This is a genomic window from Brachyspira hampsonii (assembly GCF_001746205.1).
GTDB classification, from domain to species: Bacteria; Spirochaetota; Brachyspiria; order Brachyspirales; family Brachyspiraceae; genus Brachyspira; species Brachyspira hampsonii_B.
This window is the reverse complement of the sequence record NZ_MDCO01000006.1, coordinates 217,688-234,977: the sequence shown is the minus strand read 5'-3', so window position 1 is coordinate 234,977 and position 17,290 is coordinate 217,688. Positions and strand designations below refer to the sequence as shown.

Genomic DNA, 17,290 nt, shown 5'->3' with positions numbered 1-17,290 from the left:
TTATAAAAATTTAAGAAAATAAAAATAATAATTTCAAAATAAAATACTCAATAAAAATGTATGGCATTAAAGAAATCAGAAATATTATAAAAATAATTATGCTATTAAAATAGTAAATTCTGGTACGAATATTATTGTCTATAGCCGATACTTATTATTCATTGTAAATCAGTATTCCAATTAGCTGACTGTATCATAATATCAATATCATTAAATGCTTTTGATAATTTATCAAATTCTTTTTGCATTTCTTTGACATTAACTAATACTGTCATTTTTACTTCATTTTTTGCTGTTCTAAAATCTTTGCTGTTTACTTCTTTCAAAACGCTTTTATAAATATCCATTTCTCTGCTTAATTTATCCCTTATATCAATAGCTTCTGATATTGATACTCCTATTTCTAGTTTTGTTGTATGTTCTTTATTGCTGATTTTAACAATTAAATCTGATAATTCATTATTTGTTTCTATATATTCTTTAATTAAATCATTAGGGTCTTCATTATTTTCATTATCTTCTTTTACAACAACATTATTTTTTACCCTTTTTTTTAGATTATCAATTTTTTTTATATATTCATCTTTTTTTAATAATGCTTCTCCTAGTTTCATAAATATTCTCCTTTTAATTTCTTTGACATAAATTTATTTTGTAGTATTATATATCTAAAGGTAAAAATATGAACAGATTATCAAAAATAATAATAATATTTTCTGCTTTTTTTATATCCAGCTGTCTTAATTTTAATACAGGTTCATTATCTTTTGACAGTAATAATGGAATAGATGATAAATATTATGGAACTTATGAAGGCTCAATTACAGTAAGAGAAAATAATAATTTAAGTTCTCAGGCATTTGTTAGCGTAACATTAGGAAGCGGAAGTGCTTTATCTATAAGAATGAACGGAAGTCTTATAAACTTCTATAATACTGCCTATAAAGAAAATATAATAAAAGTTTCTGACAATGTATATAAAGTTTCTATTACTTCATCGGGATATAAATATGATTTTACACTATCTTTCAATAATAGTTACATGAATTTTTATTTTTATGCCAATAATAATACCTTAGGCGAAGGCAATTTAACAAAGATAAGATAATTATATATTTTTTATAAAAACGCACGCAAAGTAGAATTTAAAATATAAGTTAAGTAAGAATTATAATTTAAACAATTAATAAAAATGCATTTACCGTGCGTTATATGTATTTTAAATTTAAAAAATCTTGGGTGGGTGCTTTAATTTCTGATTAGGCTTTAAATATAATTAGAATTGCAATTTCTAATATAGTATCAAATTTTAAAGGGCGGGAAATTATAATAAAACTTAATTATATTGAAAATTATTATCTATATAATTTTTTACTTCTATTAAATCATTAAATTTCTTATATGATAATTCTTTTTCATCTTCTTCAGATAGTAAAAGCAAATCAGGAACATAAAATCTTTTTTCTATATCAGCATTTTTAGCAGATAATAAACCATTTTTAGAATCTTCTAATATTATTACATTATTTTTATCAGCATTGAAATAACTGCATGCATTATTATATAAATCAGGATAAGGTTTTGGAAATTTTACATCATCTCCGCAAATTATATAATCAAATTCTTTTTTGATATTAGTTTTATCTAAATACAAATCAACTTTTCTTTTTATGCTTGAACTTGCTATAGCTTTTTTTATTTTTTTATCTTTTAAAAAATTAATAAGCTTAATAGCACCCTTTTTTATATTTATACCATCTTCTCTTACTATATTAAAAGCCTCTTCAATTTGATTATTTATAATATCTTCAAATGTTTTCTCATCAATTTTTGATATTTCTATAATAGTATTTTTTATAGAAGCTTCATTTGAGCCTAATATTTTACTGAAGAATAATTTTTCTACATTAATATTGATTTTATAATTTTTAAAAGTTTTTTTCCAAGCTTTTAAACTTATAGTTTCAGTATCAAGTAAAAGCCCATCCATATCAAATATTACTAAATCTAATTTATTCATAGTATTTATAAACCTTAAATTTACTGATTAATGATAATAATATAATACTGATTTTTTTCAATATTGAATTATAATTTTTATTTATGCTAATCCCACCCCATTTCATCGCATATTCTTTTGGTAGCTTCATAACCTTGTTTAGATAAATTAATAATTTTTTGTCTGTACTCATCTTTTAATCTATTATCAGCTAAATCATAACCTTTAGACTGTAATTTTCTAATATTTTATCGAATATTCTATCAGCATTTTTAGCATGTATAAAATATATTAATGCAAATAAAAATATTGATATTAAAAATAAATTTATAATTGTAAATTTAATTTCTATGTCTTTCATAAATAAACCTCAGATGATTTATTATATTAAACATCATTATCAAAATTATTAGACAATATATAAATACTAAGAATTAAAAATTACCGCACGGTAAGCATATTTTTAAATATAATAAAAGTTGAATTATTAATCTATTTATATTTTTAATTTAGCTAACCGTGCGTTGTTGGATTTTTAAAATTTAAAAAATGCTTGGGTGGGGCTGTAAATTCTAATTAAGCAATAAAGAAATAAAAAACAGAAATAAAAGATAAGATCAAAAAACATAAAGGGCGGGTATATGTAATAAAAATTAAGCAAGTATAAATGACAATTTTTGACACATGCATATACTATAATAACAATATTGAATAAATATTTAAGGAGTATATTTTATGGATATTTTTGAAATTATAATGAATGCAGTTGATGATTTTGATGAGAGATTTGAAAATGTTTTAGAGGCATTGAGTAACAAAATAGAAGGTAAAAAAATAGATAATGAAGATTCGGCAGAAGGGATAGAAAATAGAGAAGAAACAAATATTATAGATATATCAGCAGAATACATTTCAGAAGAAAATATTGATAATTCAAATAAAATACATATAGGAAAAATAGATAATAATTAAGAATTACTTGCTGTATAAAATTTATATATAAAATAAAACTTGAATTTCAATTATTTTTTACATATAATTATTATAGAACATATTTAATCGGAGTTTAGTATGGACTTTAATTTTACCATGCCTTATGACAATGATTTAACAGAAGAAGAAAAAACTGCAATAGATGAGTATGTGGATAAAGTTTATGAAGAGTTCAAAGATAATGGAAAACAATTAACAAGATTAGCAGCACAGGCAAGCTCAGCAATATCAGAAGGAAAAGCAAAAGCAGAAAAATTAGCTAATCAGGTATTTTTGAAAAATTTATGGTGAGATATTACAGGTAAAAATAGAAAATTAAGAGGCGAGATAGACAGAGATTTTGCAGTATCTCAGCAGGCAAGCATAAAGATGATACACAAACTAGCACAGCAGGGTAAATTAACTTTTGATGCTATAATGGGAGTAAACTGCAAACTTAACTGCCTAGTTACTCAAATAGATAAAGAATTTAATGAACTGTATTCTCAAATGCAGAAAATGATGACTATGTCAATGTCGGCTTTGATTAGAGAGTCTACAAGAATAGATAAACTAGAAAGAAGTATGAATGTTGTACATCTTGAGTCAACAATAGAATATTTAGAGTTTGACGGAGTATTGTATAAAGACTTAGAAAATAATAATGAAAAAATGCTATGTATTATTTCTGATTTCTTTTTGGCTACTAAAGGCAGCTACTCGCTTAATGACTTGATGATGTTAAAACCAATGATGGATAAAATAGGAATAAATCCAAGCGATAAAATAAGTATGATTAGCCTTTATAATACGCTTTTATCTAATAGTAAAATAGCTGATAAATTCTTTGAGGCATTGGACAAAGCAAAATTAAATGAGCTTGAAGATATAGAAGTGCCTTTGCTTGGCAATATAAAAAAGATAGAAAAACTAGAAACAGATGAAAAATATATTGTAGACAGCATAGTTGATATGTCAGGTAAAGATGAAAAAGAAGTACAGTTTAATTTGCTAAAAAATTATGCAGCTAGTAATTTAAATATGGATTTGGAGAAAGAGAATTCATATTTTGATTTGTCAGTAGCTATGATAAACGAATTGACAGATATAGACTTAGTGGAAATAGAAGAAAAAAAAGAAACTCCTAAAATATCAGCCTCAGCAAATTTAATTTTTGATTTAGCAATAGAATTGTTAGAAAAAGAAGGAGATTTTGAAGGAAGTTTATATTTATTAGAAAAGGCTAAAACTCAGGGATTAGATACAGCAGAATTATATCAAAAAAATGGGAGAAGCTTTATTAAATTTAAGTAAATATGAAGAAGCAAACAAATATGAAGAAGCTGCTATAAACTTTGATTTATCCGTTAAAAAAGGATTAGATAATTATTATAATAACTATAATAAACTATGAGTTATGTATATGCTAGAGATTCTCAAAAGGCAAAAGAACCTATGATAAAAGCAGTTAAATTAGATCCAAATAGTTATGATGCAAATATTAATTTAGGTGTAATATACAGAGTATTTAAAGAAACTCAAAAGCTGTAGAATATTATGATAAAGCTATAAAAATAAATAATGAAATACCTTTGGCATTTATGAATAAAGCTGAAGCGTTACTAACAAGTGGAGGCAACAGATTTTTAATAGAAGAAGCATTAAATAGAGCTATGGCATTAGACCAAAGTTTAGCAAACGAATTAAAAACAAAATCTGGAAATTTTTATAAAGATTTATCATCAAAACTTAAATATTCTTTTTATAAAACAATAGATCAAAATGAAGAATATGATGAAGATAATGACAATGAAGGTGAAAATTATGTACTAGAAATGAATAACAACAGAATAATTGGAGATATTGATTTTATAGCTTTTACTTTGGAAGATAAAGGATATAATTATGATGTTATATTATCTATTTTAGAAAAATTAAAGAAAGCAAAATCAAAAAAGTTGAAATTAGAAATAAAGTGAGAAAACATTATGGATAAATTGGGGCTTGTTTTGGACGGCGGAGGCGGTAAGGGCGCTTATCAAATCGGCGTTTGGAAGTATTTAAAAGAGGTTGGGCTTGACAGAAATATAAAGGCTGTTTCGGGGGCTTCTGTAGGGGCTTTGAATGCATGTCTTTTTGCTTTGGACAATCACAATCTAGCCGAGAAAATTTGGACTAGAGAAATCAAAGACAAAATATTAAGCATTGACATAGAAAGCACTATTAAAGGTTTCGGCAAATATGGTGCTATGCTTATGACCAATCCCGCTGTTGCTGCTTTTGTGGGTATTCTTGCTTCTACAGGTGTTCTCTCTAGGGACGGACTTGTGAGCATCATAAACAAGCATATTGATTTAAACTATATTTCAAATATGGATTTTCCTATTTACTGTGCCTGCACTCATATACCTTCATTCAATGCCCATTATTTCAAATTAAATGGAAGAAGTGAAAAGGATATGATTGATATACTTCTTGCATCATCTGCCATACCTATTTTATTTCCTGTAGAGAAAGTTGACAGCGAGGTATATTTGGACGGAGGTATAAAAGATAATTCTCCTCTTACTCCGCTTTATGATGAAGGCTGTACTGATATAATGGTTATACATTTGAAGGCTGATGAGATTATAAAAGACAGAAGAGATTCATCGGCTACTATATACGAGATATGTCCTCAGGAAGATTTAGGCAATCTTATAAATGGTACTTTGGATTTTTCTCCAGAAGGTGCATACAGGAGAATTGAACAGGGTTATAATGATGCCAAAGAAGTTTTAGAAGCTGCTGTTGAAATTGCTAAGGCTCAGGCTGGGATAATAAGAGATTTAGATATTATGAAAAGTCATGAAAAAGCATTCAAGCAAAATAGGAAACAAGCACTAGAAGAAAGACAGAAATTAAAAGCTAATTTAAACAGCACAATGGAATCATTTATAAACATAGAAGAGGCTAAAAAAAATTATCTAAAAGAACAGAAAAGAAAAAATATTGAATAACAGATTTAAAATTCTATTTAACGCACGGTGAGCAAAATTTTAAAGCATAATAAAATTTGAATTATAATATAAATTTATATTTTTAATTTAGCTAACCGTGCGTTGTGGGATTTTTAAAATTTAAAAAACGCTTGGATGGGTGCTGTAAATTCTAATTAAGCAATAAAGAAATAAAAAACTGAAATAAAAGATAATATTAAAAAAGCATAGAGGGTGGGAATGAGAATGGATTTAAAAAATAAAAGCCCCACTATGTAAATATAATGGGACTTTTTTATTAATTAAATTTGATTTTATTCAAAAAATTATTCTTCTATACTTAAATGAAGCTCTTCTAACTGATCAGCATCAACTGTAGAAGGACATCCGCTCATTAAACATTGACCTTTCTGAGTTTTAGGGAATGCTATAACTTCTCTAATACTGTCTTGTTTTTGAAGAAGCATAACAACTCTGTCTATACCATAAGCCATACCGCACATAGGAGGAGCACCGTATTTTAATGCATCAAGTAAGAATCCAAATCTTATTTTAGCTTTCTCATCATCTATACCTAAAAGACTAAATATTTTAGCCTGCACTTTACTGTCATAAATACGCTGACCGCCGCCGCCTATTTCATTGCCGTTTAATACCAAGTCATAAGTATCGCTTCTTACTTTTAGTACATCAGTATCTAATAAGGCAACATCTTCAGGTACAGGAGCTGTAAATGGGTGGTGAGTAGCGGATATTCTTTTTTCTTTATGATCATACTCAAATAATGGGAACTCAACTACCCATAAGAAATTTAACTTATCTTTATCTATTAAATTTAATTTCTCAGCGACTCTTAATCTTAAATTACCCAAAGCATCGAATGTAACTTTAGGAGTGTCCGCAACAAAGAATAATAAATCACCTTTCTCTGCTCTAGTAACTTCTAATATTTTTTTCTGATTGTCTTCAGAGAAGAATTTTACTATGTTTGATTCAAGTCCTTTATCAGTTACTCTCATCCAAGCAAGTCCTTTAGCTCCGAAAATGCCTACATATTTTGTGAAGTCATCAATATCTTTTCTGCTTAATTTTTCGCCGCCTTTTGCATTCAAACATCTTATTATAAATTTATTATCTAAAGCATTTTTAAATACTGCAAAATCACAGCCTCTAACAGCATCTTCAACATTGATAAGTTTTAATTCAAATCTAGTATCAGGCTTATCGCTTCCATACATCTCCATAGCATCATAATAATTTAATCTAGGAAACGGAGTAGGCAAATCAATGCCGTAAACATCTTTAACTATATTAGCAGTAACATTTTCCATAATAGAAAGGAATTCATCAGTATTAAGGAAAGAAGTTTCAATATCAACCTGAGTAAACTCCGGCTGTCTGTCTGCTCTTAAATCTTCATCGCGGAAACATTTAGCTATTTGATAATATCTATCAAAACCTCCTATCATAAGTATTTGCTTAAATATTTGAGGCGACTGAGGAAGAGCATAAAAATCTCCAGCATTTAATCTTGAAGGAACGAGGAAATCTCTTGCACCTTCAGGAGTGCTTTTATTTAATATAGGAGTTTCTACATCTATAAATCCATTATCAGATAAATGTTTTCTAAAAGCATTAGTAATTTGGAATCTTTTATATAAGTTGTTGAATACAGTAGGTCTTCTTAAATCTAAGTATCTGTATTTTAACCTTATATCTTCACCTGTATCAATATCATCTTCAAGAAGGAAAGGAGGAGTTTCAGAAGTATTAAGAAGCTCCATTTTTTCAACCATAACTTCTATTTCACCTGTAGGAATTTTAGGATTAATCATTTCAGGGCTTCTAGCTCTGATTTTACCTTCTACACTAATAACATATTCACTTCTTAAATCCTGAGCTTCATTATGTGCTTCTTTGCTTATTTCAGGATTGAAAACTATTTGAACAAATCCTGTTCTGTCTCTTAAATCTACAAATATTACACCGCCATGATCTCTTCTTCTCAATACCCAACCGGCTAACTTAACTTCTTTACCGATATCATCTTTTGTTAATATTCCATTATAGACACTTTTAAAACGCATATTGATCCCTCTTTTTTAATTGATTATTTGTTTTATTGTTTAAAATTTATTAAAAAGTAAGATACATTTCTTTTTTGAATAAACATAATAATTATATTATAAATAGGTATAAAAATCAACAAGCTAATAAAATATGTATCAATTTTTATATTAATTTGTTGACAATATATATTTTTTTGATATATTATTAGATTCTAACATATTATTCAAATAAATAACTAGGATTTTACAAAAATAAAAAAAATACTACCTTTAATTTTAGTCATATCCGCATTTATAATAACATCATGTGCAGACAATAATCCCAATAATCCTAAAGAAATAACCCTAGCAGAAAGAGCAGGTACATACACATACACATCTACTATGAATAATACGCTAGAAATAGTATTAAATAATCAGGCACAAGTAACATCAATAAAATGTAATGGCAGTGAAAGTTTAAGTTTAGATCAGCCTATTACAATAAAAGAAGGTGCTGATTATACTGGAACAACTATCGCCACATTTGTATGTTATGAAAGTATAATGAGGCCTGATGGTATTATTATGATTTTTCCTGTAATTTATAAAATATATTTTAAAAGTGCAACTGATGCTTCTCAAGGTGCTATACTTAAATCACAGCTTGGAAGAATTTATCCATAACAATTTGATGAAATTATGGCTAAAACTCTTGACCTAACTTATACTGCTAATTAATATTAAATATATATGAAGAACATATTCTTTAGTGTAATCTTTACAGTAATATTATGCCCTTGTAATAGTCCTTTTAATTCATCAAAAAAGTATTATTACATAAACAAAATAAATCCTAATATAAAATAAAGATTATCCTGATTGCAATAGTTAATCTTGATAATTATTTAATAGCAATAGATAGATACAGTAAATATATATTCGCTTATGCTAAAATTACAAAGTATGTTAATCTATTAGGACAGCTTCTTCCCACCGAGTTTGAAGATATATAGCATCATCATCTAGGTTATAAATTTTATGAGTACGATTCTATAGACTTTATTGATAAAAACAAAAATATAATACTATATCAATATCAGTTTCATGCTTTCCTAATAAGTATGCATAAGGATAAAAAAGATATACAGTCTTATTTATATAGAATATTATATTACGATTGTTTTCCATATAAAGATAAAATTATAAAAAATATTTTTTAATAAAAAATATGATTCCTATAACAAAAAATTAATATCTCTAAATTATAATTAAAATCAAAGCTTTTAAATATTTTTATAATTTCTTTTATCGTTTCTCCAGAAGCATAAACATCATCTATTAAGAGTATATTTTTATTTTTGAGTTTATAATAATTTACTATTTCAAAAGCATTTTTAATGTTTTCACTTCTCTCTTTTAGAGCTTCCAAAAATTTTTGTTCTTTTATATCTTTTTTTATTTTTATAAGTTTATATTTTTCTATATTGAACTCTTTAGAAATATAATCAGCAAAAAAATCCATTACACCGTTATTTTTATTTGAAGGCACATAAAGTATAATGTCAAATTTTTTATTATTTGTTTTTATATAATCATAATAATAATTTTTTATTTGCTCTATTATTTTTATAGGAAAATCAATATCCTTTTTTTTAAATGCCCTTAATTCATCGCCAAGCTCTTTATACAAATCGCCTAATGCTGTTATTGGTATATTATCTACGCTGAATTTTTTATAAGCAGTAAAAATATTACTCATTAGTTTTATCTTTCAATATTAAGTACATTATACTCGCAAAAATCCAATTTACTATTATTCCTTTATATCCCGAAATAACTCCGTTGAACCAAGTATTAATATTGAGATCAAAAATAAATGTGAGAATTACAGATGATAATCTTCCAACTATCAAAGCAAATAATGAAGTTAATATAAAAGATATATTTTTATTTTTCATTACACTTATTAAACTTGCAAATACAACTCCTTCAAATATTAAAAAATATAATGCAGGAGGCATAGGCATATTGGTAAGAAAATAATTCAAAATAGGTGATATAAAGCTAAGCATTATTAAAAATATAGGATTTAATATATAAGCTCCCAAAGACAATGCAAAAAATATAGGCAGAAATTCTGTACCTTTAAATCCGAAGTAATGTGTTATAATAGGTGAAGCCAAACTTATAATGCTTAATAAAAATAATATAAAAATATTGACATTAATTTTTCTAAAAGATAAAGTTTTCATAAAAAATCCTAATTAAATTATTTTGTTTTGCTATGCATTATACTCAATATATGCATATTTGTCAAAATTTACTTATGCAGTAAAGATAAGAAATTAAATTAAGTTGCCCACCCAAATATTTTTTTAATTAAAAATTCATACACCGCACGCAGAATAAAACCTAAAATAAAAATAGATTAATAATTATAATTATTAATCTATTTTTATTTTAGTATGTAAATTATCTTTAAATTATAAGTATAGCCTAAACACAAATTTTATCAATATAATTTACATATAATTTACAAAAAATTTACTTAAAATATATATTTTAACAAATATTATAATACAAATACAACATATATACTTTTTATACCCTAAATAAAGTAAATAAAATTTACTTTTATAGATAATTAAATATAATATAAGCTTTTAAAAAACATTATTTAAATAAAATATTTGAATTTTTCATTGTATAGTATATATTCTATTATCATAAAAATTAATTTATAGGTGCTTATTATGTCAAATATTACAAATAATACGGAAGAAAAAAAAGAACAAATCGAATTATTATCATGTGCTTTGGAGGGAGGCTGTTCTGCCAAAATTCCTCCTGATTTACTCGAAAAAACGCTTGCTCCTTTAATGCAGATAAAAACAGATTCAAATTTGCTTTCAGATGTAGATATAGGAGATGATGCAGGAGTTTATAAAATTTCAGATGATAATGCTTTAATATTTACCGTGGATTATTTTCCTCCTGTAATAGCAGACCCTTACGGATTCGGACAAATAGCTGCATGCAACTCTATAAGCGATATTTATGCTATGGGAGGAGAGCCTAAATTAGCTTTAAATATTACTATGTTTCCAAAAGATGATTCTTTAAATATATTAGCTAATATGCTTAAAGGCGGACAGGATAAAGCAACAGAAGCCGGAGTATTAGTTGTAGGCGGTCATACAATAACAGATACAACAGTAAAATATGGAATGGCTGTTATTGGCTTTGCTAATCCAAATAAAATAACTACAAATTCAGCAGCTAAAGACGGAGATATTATAATATTTACTAAACCTCTTGGAACAGGGGCTTGCTTGGCTGCTATGAGGCAAGGTCTTATCAAGGAATCTCATATAGAAGATGTATTTGATTCTATGAAGACATTAAATAAAAAAGCCTGCTCTGTTATGAATAAATATAATGTTAAATGTGCTACCGATATTACGGGATTCGGACTCATAGGGCATGCATACAAAATGGCTAAAGCAAGCAATGTAACTATAGAGCTTCAATCATCTGCTTTGCCTATGTTTAATAAGAGCTATGAAGTGCTTGATATGGGCTGTATACCGGGAGCTGCTTTTACTAATATGCGTTATGTAGGGGATAATATAAAAGTAGATGATAATGTTGATTATAATTTAAAAATGCTTTCTTTTGATCCTCAAACCTCAGGCGGATTATTTATATGTGCTGATAAAGATAATGCTGAAAATGTATTAGCTGATCTATGGCGTGAGGGCATTGACTGTGCATGCATAATCGGAAAAGTAAAAAATAAAGAAAACGAATATATACATTTAATAAAATAATTCACATAAGTTTTATAGCATATAAATTAATAATTTTATTATAATTGAAAATAAAGCTAAAAATAACTTTGTTTTCATTATTATAGCAAGATATACAGCAATAATAAAAAATAGGGCTTAACTTCATATACAAAGTCAAGCCCTTTTCAAAATTCATTTATATAAATATTTTATCTATTATTTTTTTCTTCCTGAAGTTTTCTTAGCAGGTGTTTTCTTAGCAGGTGCTTTTTTAGAAGCTGTTACTTTAGAAGCTGTTTTTTTAGCAGATGCAGTTTTACTATCTGCTTTTTTGGCAGTTGGTTTCTTAGCAGCAGCTGGTTTTTTAGCTGTTTTAGAACTTATTATTCCCTGAGCAGCAGCAAGTCTTGCTATAGGCACTCTGTAAGGCGAACAGCTAACATAGTTAAGCCCTATACTGTAACAGAACATAACTGTAGCAGGATCTCCTCCATGCTCACCGCAGATACCAACAACAAGTTTTTTATTAGCAGCTCTTCCTTTAGTAACACCGATTCTCAAAAGCTCTCCTATACCTTCCTGATCCAATGATTGGAAAGGATCTTTTTCGTATATTTCTTTATTAACATAGTCTTTTAAGAATTTACCGGCATCATCTCTTGAGAAACCGCCTCCCATTTGAGTTAAGTCATTAGTACCGAATGAGAAGAATTCAGCTTCTGTAGCTATTTTATCAGCAACTAAGGCAGCTCTAGGAACTTCTATCATAGTACCAACTTTATAATCAACTTTAGAACCTTCTTTCTCAAATACTTCATCTGCTATTTTAATAATTCTATCTTTAATGATTTTCAATTCTTTTAAAGTACCTACAAGAGGAATCATTATTTCAGGGTGAACATCTACGCCATTTTTCTTAACTTTAACAGCAGCCTCTAATATAGCTCTAGCCTGCATATCATAGATTTCAGGGTAAGTAATACCAAGACGGCAGCCTCTATGTCCAAGCATAGGATTAAATTCATGTAAAGAATCTCTTATAGCTTTAAGTTTATCAAAAGGAACATTCATTTCACTAGAAAGCTCCTGCAATTGAGAATCTTCATGAGGAATAAATTCATGCAAAGGCGGATCAAGAAGTCTTATTGTTACAGGATATCCATTCATAGCGGTAAATATTCCGATAAAGTCTTCTCTTTGCATAGGAAGAATATTATCTAAAGCTTCATCATAAAGTTTTCTAGGCTCTCTGTATAAAGGCTCAAGTTCTTCTATAGTTTTCTTATCGCCGATTTTTTCAGCAGCTTCTAATTTTTCTTTTAACTGCTTAACTTCTTCAGCAACAAGTATAAGCTGTCTTACACTCTTAATTCTGTCAGCATTGAAGAACATGTGCTCAGTTCTGCAAAGTCCTATACCTTCAGCACCGAATTTTCTAGCAATTTGTGCATCATTAGGAGTATCAGCATTAGTATGAACTTCAAATTTATTTTTTATTCTTATTTCATCAGCCCATTGCATAAGTTTTTTGAAGTCCTCTGACATTTCTGAATCTTTAGTAGCAACCTGTCCTAACATAACTTCGCCTGTAGAACCATCTATAGAAATATAATCGCCTTCATTAATTACATCATCACCTACTTTCATACATTTATTGGAGTAGTCTATTTCCAAAGCACTGCAGCCTGCAACACAGCATTTACCCATACCGCGTGCTACAACAGCAGCATGCGAAGTAGAACCGCCTCTAGCAGTTAATATACCTTCAGCAGCATTCATTCCCTTAATGTCCTCAGGGCTAGTTTCTATACGAACAAGTACAACCTGTTCGCCTGCTTCTTTCATAGCTTCAGCTCTGTCAGCTGCAAATACTACTTTACCAACAGCAGCACCAGGAGAAGCATTTAATCCTTTAGCAAGAACTTTGGCACCTTTTTTAGCTGCAGGATCGAACATTGGGTGAAGCAATTGATCCAAATCAGAAGGATTTACTCTCATTATAGCTTCTTCTTTAGATATTATTTTAGCCTCAGCAAGTTCAACCGCTATTCTTACAGCAGCAGCAGCAGTTCTTTTACCATTACGAGTTTGGAGCATATAAAGCTTGCCTTCCTGTATAGTAAATTCCATATCCTGCATATCACTGTAATATTTTTCTAATTGATTTTTATAGCTTACTAATTGTTTGTATACATTAGGCATAACTTCTTCAAGAGAAGGATACTTAGATTTTCTTTCTTCTTCACTTATTGAGTTATTTTTAGCCCATTCTAAACTGCCTTCCAATGTAATTTCCTGAGGAGTTCTAATACCTGCAACAACATCTTCACCTTGAGCATTGATTAAGAACTCACCATAGAATTTATTTTCACCTGTAGAAGGGTTACGAGAGAAACATACTCCTGTAGCAGAAGTATTTCCCATATTACCAAATACCATAGCCTGTACATTTACAGCAGTACCTAAAAGCCCTCTTATATCATTTAATTTTCTGTATGCTTCAGCTCTAGGGTTATTCCAGCTTCTAAATACTGCATTAATAGCATGCCATAATTGTACTTTAGGATCTTCTGGGAATTCTTCTCCTTTATCCTCTTTATACATAGCTTTATATTTTTCTACTACTATTTTTAAATCTTCAACATCTAAATCTGTATCTTTAACATCTTTTTCAGCTTTTCCAACTTTAGGTGCTATATCTCTTTTTCTCTCGTCTAATATCTCCTCAAACTTATCATGATCAACACCCATAGCAACATCACCGAACATCTGTATAAATCTTCTATAAGCATCCCAAGCAAATCTAGGGTTATTAGTTTTTTCTACAAGACCCTCTACTACTTTTTCATTAATACCTAGATTAAGTATAGTATCCATCATACCAGGCATAGATATAGCAGCTCCTGAACGAACTGAAACCAAAAGCGGCTGTTTTGGATTTCCGAACTGCATACCCATTGCCTTTTCTAGTTTCTTAATATTTTCATCAACTAGTTTTTCTAAGCCTTTAGGATATGACTTATTTTTTGAATAGTAATCACAAACTTCTGTAGTAATTGTAAAACCAGCAGGTACAGGAACTTTACTTTCTGTCATCTGTGCAAGTCCTAAACCTTTTCCTCCTAAAAGAGCCTTCGTTTCTTTAGCGCCTTCAGATTTACCATTACCAAAGAAGTAAACCATCTTTTTTGATGCCATAATAAACTCTCCTCTAAAATAAAATATTCATATAAATTTTAAGTCATTACTTATTTATATAGTATAATGTTATTTTTCTTATTGTCAATTTTATTGTAAAAAATTCAGCGATTTTTTTATATTTAATTAATTTTTAAAATATAACTAGATATTATATTATATATAATTTTTTATTTCTGCATTTTTATCTGATAACAAAAAAATATTTAAATTTTTTTTATATATTGTATAATAATTTCATGTAAAAAGGAAAGTTAAAATATGTTAAAGAAAATAAATATACTCTTTGCCGCATTATTAATAGCTATAAATGCTTACGGAGCAATAGTAATATCAACCTACAGAAAACCCAAAAAAATTACTTATAAATATAAATTGACTGAAAGAGGTAAGGTTTTAGTAGTTCCAAATAATATACTCTTTGATTTTAATAGCAATGAAGTTAATATAGAAAAATATTTAAAAACTTTAAATTATGTTGGTGATGTAACTGCTCTTACAAATATAATGAATATTATTATAGAAGGTCATGCCAGCAAAGATGAAGATAAAAAACCTACAAATGGGTATGATAGAAAGGATATTTTGTTTCTATACAATAGAAAAAACATAGATGATTTATCATATAAGAGGTCTTATAATGTTTATTTAGATATTACAAATGGTCAATCTTCTAAATTAACTAATAATGGTCTTCAGGATTTATTAAATGAATACAGAGACATAAAAAAAAATAGAAGAGTAGAGTTCATTGTAATAGAAAACAGTAATGATATGTATGTATATACTAATTATATTTATAATTTAATAATATCTAATAATTAATTTTTTCATATCATAAAATATATTCAGGTGTTAAAGATATGTATGACAATAATAGAGAAAAACTTTCAAGCAGATTAGGATTTTTATTAGTTTCAGCAGGATGTGCTATAGGGCTTGGCAATGTATGGAGATTTCCTTATATTACGGGAAAATATGGCGGAGCTTTATTTGTTCTTCTTTATTTAATCTCTCTTGTAATATTGGGGCTTCCTATACTTGTAATGGAATTCTCGGTAGGAAGGGCTGGCAAAAGAGATTTAGCCGGTTCTTACAAAGCTTTACAAAAGAAAGGATATAAATGGCATATAGTAGGATATATACAAATATTCGGATGTGTGCTTCTTATGATGTTTTATACCACTGTAGCAGGCTGGTGTCTATCATACTGTTATTTTATGGCGATGGGAAAACTTCAGGGACTTAATCCGCAGCAAGTAAGCGACTTCTTTAACTCCATTCTTGCATCACCTTCTACTTTGATATTTTGGATGACTGTAACTGTAATAATAGCAACTTTTGTATGTATGAAAGGACTTGAAAATGGTGTTGAAAAGGTTACAAAAGTAATGATGACTCTTCTTCTTCTTGTTCTTTTTGTGCTTATAATAAGAGCTATTACTCTGCCAAATGCTAAAGAAGGATTGAAATTTTATTTACTTCCTGATACAAATAAAATGTTCAGCGGAGGTATAAAAGGATTCTTCTCTGTAGCTTATGCTGCTATAGGACAGTCATTCTTTACTTTGAGTTTAGGAATAGGTGCTATGACTATATTCGGAAGCTATATTGATAAAGACTATTCTTTAACAGGTGAATCCGTTATGGTTATGGGACTTGATACTTTAATAGCATTTCTTTCAGGTCTTGTTATATTTCCTACAACTTTCTCTTTTGGAATCAATCCCGGAGAAGGTGCAGGACTAGTATTTTTAACTTTACCTAATATATTTAATTCTATGGTTTTGGGAAGATTATGGGGGGCATTATTCTTCTTGTTTCTATCTATGGCAGCTTTGACAACTATTATAGCGGTATTTGAAAACCTAATTGCATTTACTATGTCTGAAACTAAAATGCCTCGTAAAAAAACTACTATAATAGTATCAATTACTATATTTATATTGAGTTTGCCTACTGCTTTAGGATTTAATGTACTTTCATTTATTAAGCCTCTAGGAGATGGAAGCACTATAGCTGATGGACTTGATTTTTTGGTGAGCAATAATTTTCTTCCTTTAGGCGGTATAATAATACTTATATTCTGTACTAGAAATTTCGGCTGGGGTTGGGATAACTTTATAAAAGAAGCTGATACAGGCAAAGGAATCAAATTTCCTAAATGGGCTAGATTCTATGTTTCATATATTCTGCCTTTTATAGTGCTTGCTATATTTGTGATAGATTATGTAAATAGATTTTTTATTTGATTAAAACATTTATAATTTGCACAGTTTATGTTTTAAATATAAATGAAAT

The 17,290-nt window shown here is 28.1% G+C and carries 20 protein-coding genes; 13 read left to right on the top strand and 7 right to left on the bottom strand.

The genetic code is table 11. The annotated features are described in order from the left end of the window. Positions 1 to 158: 158 nt before the first annotated feature. Positions 159 to 614, bottom strand: a complete 456-nt coding sequence (locus BFL38_RS04115) for a DIP1984 family protein (protein WP_069725860.1) — start codon at positions 612 to 614, stop codon at positions 159 to 161. Between the two features lie 68 nt (positions 615 to 682). Between BFL38_RS04115 and BFL38_RS04110 the strand changes: the two genes are divergently transcribed. Next, positions 683 to 1,108, top strand: coding sequence for a hypothetical protein (locus BFL38_RS04110; RefSeq protein ID WP_069725859.1), 426 nt, complete (start codon positions 683 to 685; stop codon positions 1,106 to 1,108). Positions 1,109 to 1,336: 228 nt separating this feature from the next. Here the strand turns inward: BFL38_RS04110 and BFL38_RS04105 are convergent, their stop codons facing one another. After that, positions 1,337 to 2,020, bottom strand: a complete 684-nt coding sequence (locus tag BFL38_RS04105) for an HAD family hydrolase (protein WP_069725858.1) — start codon at positions 2,018 to 2,020, stop codon at positions 1,337 to 1,339. Between the two features lie 190 nt (positions 2,021 to 2,210). Continuing rightward, positions 2,211 to 2,360 carry a hypothetical protein gene (locus BFL38_RS15100; RefSeq protein ID WP_176720540.1) on the bottom strand — a complete coding sequence of 50 codons (150 nt, stop codon included), beginning with the start codon at positions 2,358 to 2,360 and terminating at the stop codon, positions 2,211 to 2,213. Positions 2,361 to 2,734: 374 nt separating this feature from the next. On the opposite strand from BFL38_RS15100, the gene BFL38_RS04095 reads away from it, so the two are divergent. The 7 genes from BFL38_RS04095 to BFL38_RS04075 all read left to right on the top strand — a co-directional run bounded on the left by BFL38_RS04095 (position 2,735) and on the right by BFL38_RS04075 (position 5,970). After that, positions 2,735 to 2,971, top strand: coding sequence for a hypothetical protein (locus BFL38_RS04095; protein WP_069725856.1), 237 nt, complete (start codon positions 2,735 to 2,737; stop codon positions 2,969 to 2,971). Between the two features lie 99 nt (positions 2,972 to 3,070). Continuing rightward, entirely contained in the window at positions 3,071 to 3,283 is a 213-nt protein-coding gene (locus BFL38_RS04090; RefSeq protein WP_069725855.1) for a hypothetical protein, read from the top strand. Positions 3,284 to 3,361: 78 nt separating this feature from the next. After that, the gene (locus BFL38_RS04085) at positions 3,362 to 4,285 is read left to right on the top strand and encodes a hypothetical protein (protein ID WP_069725854.1); all 924 of its coding nucleotides are present in this window, start codon (positions 3,362 to 3,364) and stop codon (positions 4,283 to 4,285) included. Next, positions 4,257 to 4,385, top strand: a complete 129-nt coding sequence (locus BFL38_RS15385; protein WP_256097194.1) for a hypothetical protein — start codon at positions 4,257 to 4,259, stop codon at positions 4,383 to 4,385. The genes BFL38_RS04085 and BFL38_RS15385 overlap by 29 nt, the downstream gene beginning before the upstream one ends. Further along, positions 4,382 to 4,522, top strand: a complete 141-nt coding sequence (locus tag BFL38_RS15095) for a hypothetical protein (protein ID WP_176720542.1) — start codon at positions 4,382 to 4,384, stop codon at positions 4,520 to 4,522. The genes BFL38_RS15385 and BFL38_RS15095 overlap by 4 nt, the downstream gene beginning before the upstream one ends. A 41-nt stretch (positions 4,523 to 4,563) precedes the next feature. After that, on the top strand, positions 4,564 to 4,950 hold the full coding sequence (locus tag BFL38_RS04080; RefSeq protein ID WP_069725853.1) for a hypothetical protein: 387 nt from the start codon (positions 4,564 to 4,566) through the stop codon (positions 4,948 to 4,950). Between the two features lie 9 nt (positions 4,951 to 4,959). Beyond that, positions 4,960 to 5,970 carry a patatin-like phospholipase family protein gene (locus BFL38_RS04075; RefSeq protein ID WP_069725852.1) on the top strand — a complete coding sequence of 337 codons (1,011 nt, stop codon included), beginning with the start codon at positions 4,960 to 4,962 and terminating at the stop codon, positions 5,968 to 5,970. A gap of 305 nt (positions 5,971 to 6,275) precedes the next feature. Here the strand turns inward: BFL38_RS04075 and aspS are convergent, their stop codons facing one another. Beyond that, positions 6,276 to 8,036 (bottom strand): aspartate--tRNA ligase, encoded by a 1,761-nt coding sequence (gene aspS, locus BFL38_RS04070; protein WP_069725851.1) that lies wholly within the window; start codon positions 8,034 to 8,036, stop codon positions 6,276 to 6,278. Positions 8,037 to 8,402: 366 nt separating this feature from the next. Here aspS and BFL38_RS04065 point away from each other — a divergent pair, with 366 nt between their 5' ends. Both BFL38_RS04065 and BFL38_RS15915 read left to right on the top strand, forming a co-directional pair. Then, positions 8,403 to 8,684: a hypothetical protein gene (locus tag BFL38_RS04065; protein WP_069725850.1), complete on the top strand. Its 282-nt coding sequence runs from the start codon at positions 8,403 to 8,405 to the stop codon at positions 8,682 to 8,684. A 179-nt stretch (positions 8,685 to 8,863) separates the two neighbouring features. Beyond that, positions 8,864 to 9,013 (top strand): hypothetical protein, encoded by a 150-nt coding sequence (locus tag BFL38_RS15915; protein ID WP_497462931.1) that lies wholly within the window; start codon positions 8,864 to 8,866, stop codon positions 9,011 to 9,013. Positions 9,014 to 9,216: 203 nt separating this feature from the next. Here the strand turns inward: BFL38_RS15915 and BFL38_RS04060 are convergent, their stop codons facing one another. Beyond that, complete coding sequence (locus BFL38_RS04060; RefSeq protein WP_069725849.1) at positions 9,217 to 9,759, bottom strand: phosphoribosyltransferase; 543 nt, start codon at positions 9,757 to 9,759, stop codon at positions 9,217 to 9,219. Further along, positions 9,752 to 10,252 carry a hypothetical protein gene (locus BFL38_RS04055; RefSeq protein ID WP_069725848.1) on the bottom strand — a complete coding sequence of 167 codons (501 nt, stop codon included), beginning with the start codon at positions 10,250 to 10,252 and terminating at the stop codon, positions 9,752 to 9,754. The genes BFL38_RS04060 and BFL38_RS04055 overlap by 8 nt, the downstream gene beginning before the upstream one ends. Before the next feature lie 501 nt (positions 10,253 to 10,753). On the opposite strand from BFL38_RS04055, the gene selD reads away from it, so the two are divergent. After that, positions 10,754 to 11,830: a selenide, water dikinase SelD gene (gene selD / locus BFL38_RS04050; RefSeq protein ID WP_069725847.1), complete on the top strand. Its 1,077-nt coding sequence runs from the start codon at positions 10,754 to 10,756 to the stop codon at positions 11,828 to 11,830. Between the two features lie 177 nt (positions 11,831 to 12,007). On the opposite strand, the gene ppdK is transcribed toward selD, so the two are convergent. Continuing rightward, entirely contained in the window at positions 12,008 to 14,989 is a 2,982-nt protein-coding gene (ppdK, locus tag BFL38_RS04045; RefSeq protein WP_069725846.1) for a pyruvate, phosphate dikinase, read from the bottom strand. A gap of 261 nt (positions 14,990 to 15,250) precedes the next feature. Between ppdK and BFL38_RS04040 the strand changes: the two genes are divergently transcribed. Beyond that, the gene (locus BFL38_RS04040; protein WP_069725845.1) at positions 15,251 to 15,814 is read left to right on the top strand and encodes an OmpA family protein; all 564 of its coding nucleotides are present in this window, start codon (positions 15,251 to 15,253) and stop codon (positions 15,812 to 15,814) included. A 38-nt stretch (positions 15,815 to 15,852) separates the two neighbouring features. Next, positions 15,853 to 17,241, top strand: coding sequence for a sodium-dependent transporter (locus tag BFL38_RS04035; protein WP_069725844.1), 1,389 nt, complete (start codon positions 15,853 to 15,855; stop codon positions 17,239 to 17,241). Positions 17,242 to 17,290: the final 49 nt, after the last annotated feature.

Bases quoted from the DNA above. Each gene is read 5' to 3' on its own strand.
- BFL38_RS04115 (WP_069725860.1), bottom strand. From the start codon at position 614: ATGAAACTAGGAGAAGCATTATTAAAAAAAGATGAATATATAAAAAAA.
- BFL38_RS04110 (WP_069725859.1), top strand. From the start codon at position 683: ATGAACAGATTATCAAAAATAATAATAATATTTTCTGCTTTTTTTATA.
- BFL38_RS04105 (WP_069725858.1), bottom strand. From the start codon at position 2,020: ATGAATAAATTAGATTTAGTAATATTTGATATGGATGGGCTTTTACTT.
- BFL38_RS15100 (WP_176720540.1), bottom strand. From the start codon at position 2,360: ATGAAAGACATAGAAATTAAATTTACAATTATAAATTTATTTTTAATA.
- BFL38_RS04095 (WP_069725856.1), top strand. From the start codon at position 2,735: ATGGATATTTTTGAAATTATAATGAATGCAGTTGATGATTTTGATGAG.
- BFL38_RS04090 (WP_069725855.1), top strand. From the start codon at position 3,071: ATGGACTTTAATTTTACCATGCCTTATGACAATGATTTAACAGAAGAA.
- BFL38_RS04085 (WP_069725854.1), top strand. From the start codon at position 3,362: ATGATACACAAACTAGCACAGCAGGGTAAATTAACTTTTGATGCTATA.
- BFL38_RS15385 (WP_256097194.1), top strand. From the start codon at position 4,257: ATGGGAGAAGCTTTATTAAATTTAAGTAAATATGAAGAAGCAAACAAA.
- BFL38_RS15095 (WP_176720542.1), top strand. From the start codon at position 4,382: ATGAGTTATGTATATGCTAGAGATTCTCAAAAGGCAAAAGAACCTATG.
- BFL38_RS04075 (WP_069725852.1), top strand. From the start codon at position 4,960: ATGGATAAATTGGGGCTTGTTTTGGACGGCGGAGGCGGTAAGGGCGCT.
- aspS (WP_069725851.1), bottom strand. From the start codon at position 8,036: ATGCGTTTTAAAAGTGTCTATAATGGAATATTAACAAAAGATGATATC.
- BFL38_RS04065 (WP_069725850.1), top strand. From the start codon at position 8,403: ATGAATAATACGCTAGAAATAGTATTAAATAATCAGGCACAAGTAACA.
- BFL38_RS04060 (WP_069725849.1), bottom strand. From the start codon at position 9,759: ATGAGTAATATTTTTACTGCTTATAAAAAATTCAGCGTAGATAATATA.
- BFL38_RS04055 (WP_069725848.1), bottom strand. From the start codon at position 10,252: ATGAAAACTTTATCTTTTAGAAAAATTAATGTCAATATTTTTATATTA.
- selD (WP_069725847.1), top strand. From the start codon at position 10,754: ATGTCAAATATTACAAATAATACGGAAGAAAAAAAAGAACAAATCGAA.
- ppdK (WP_069725846.1), bottom strand. From the start codon at position 14,989: ATGGCATCAAAAAAGATGGTTTACTTCTTTGGTAATGGTAAATCTGAA.
- BFL38_RS04040 (WP_069725845.1), top strand. From the start codon at position 15,251: ATGTTAAAGAAAATAAATATACTCTTTGCCGCATTATTAATAGCTATA.
- BFL38_RS04035 (WP_069725844.1), top strand. From the start codon at position 15,853: ATGTATGACAATAATAGAGAAAAACTTTCAAGCAGATTAGGATTTTTA.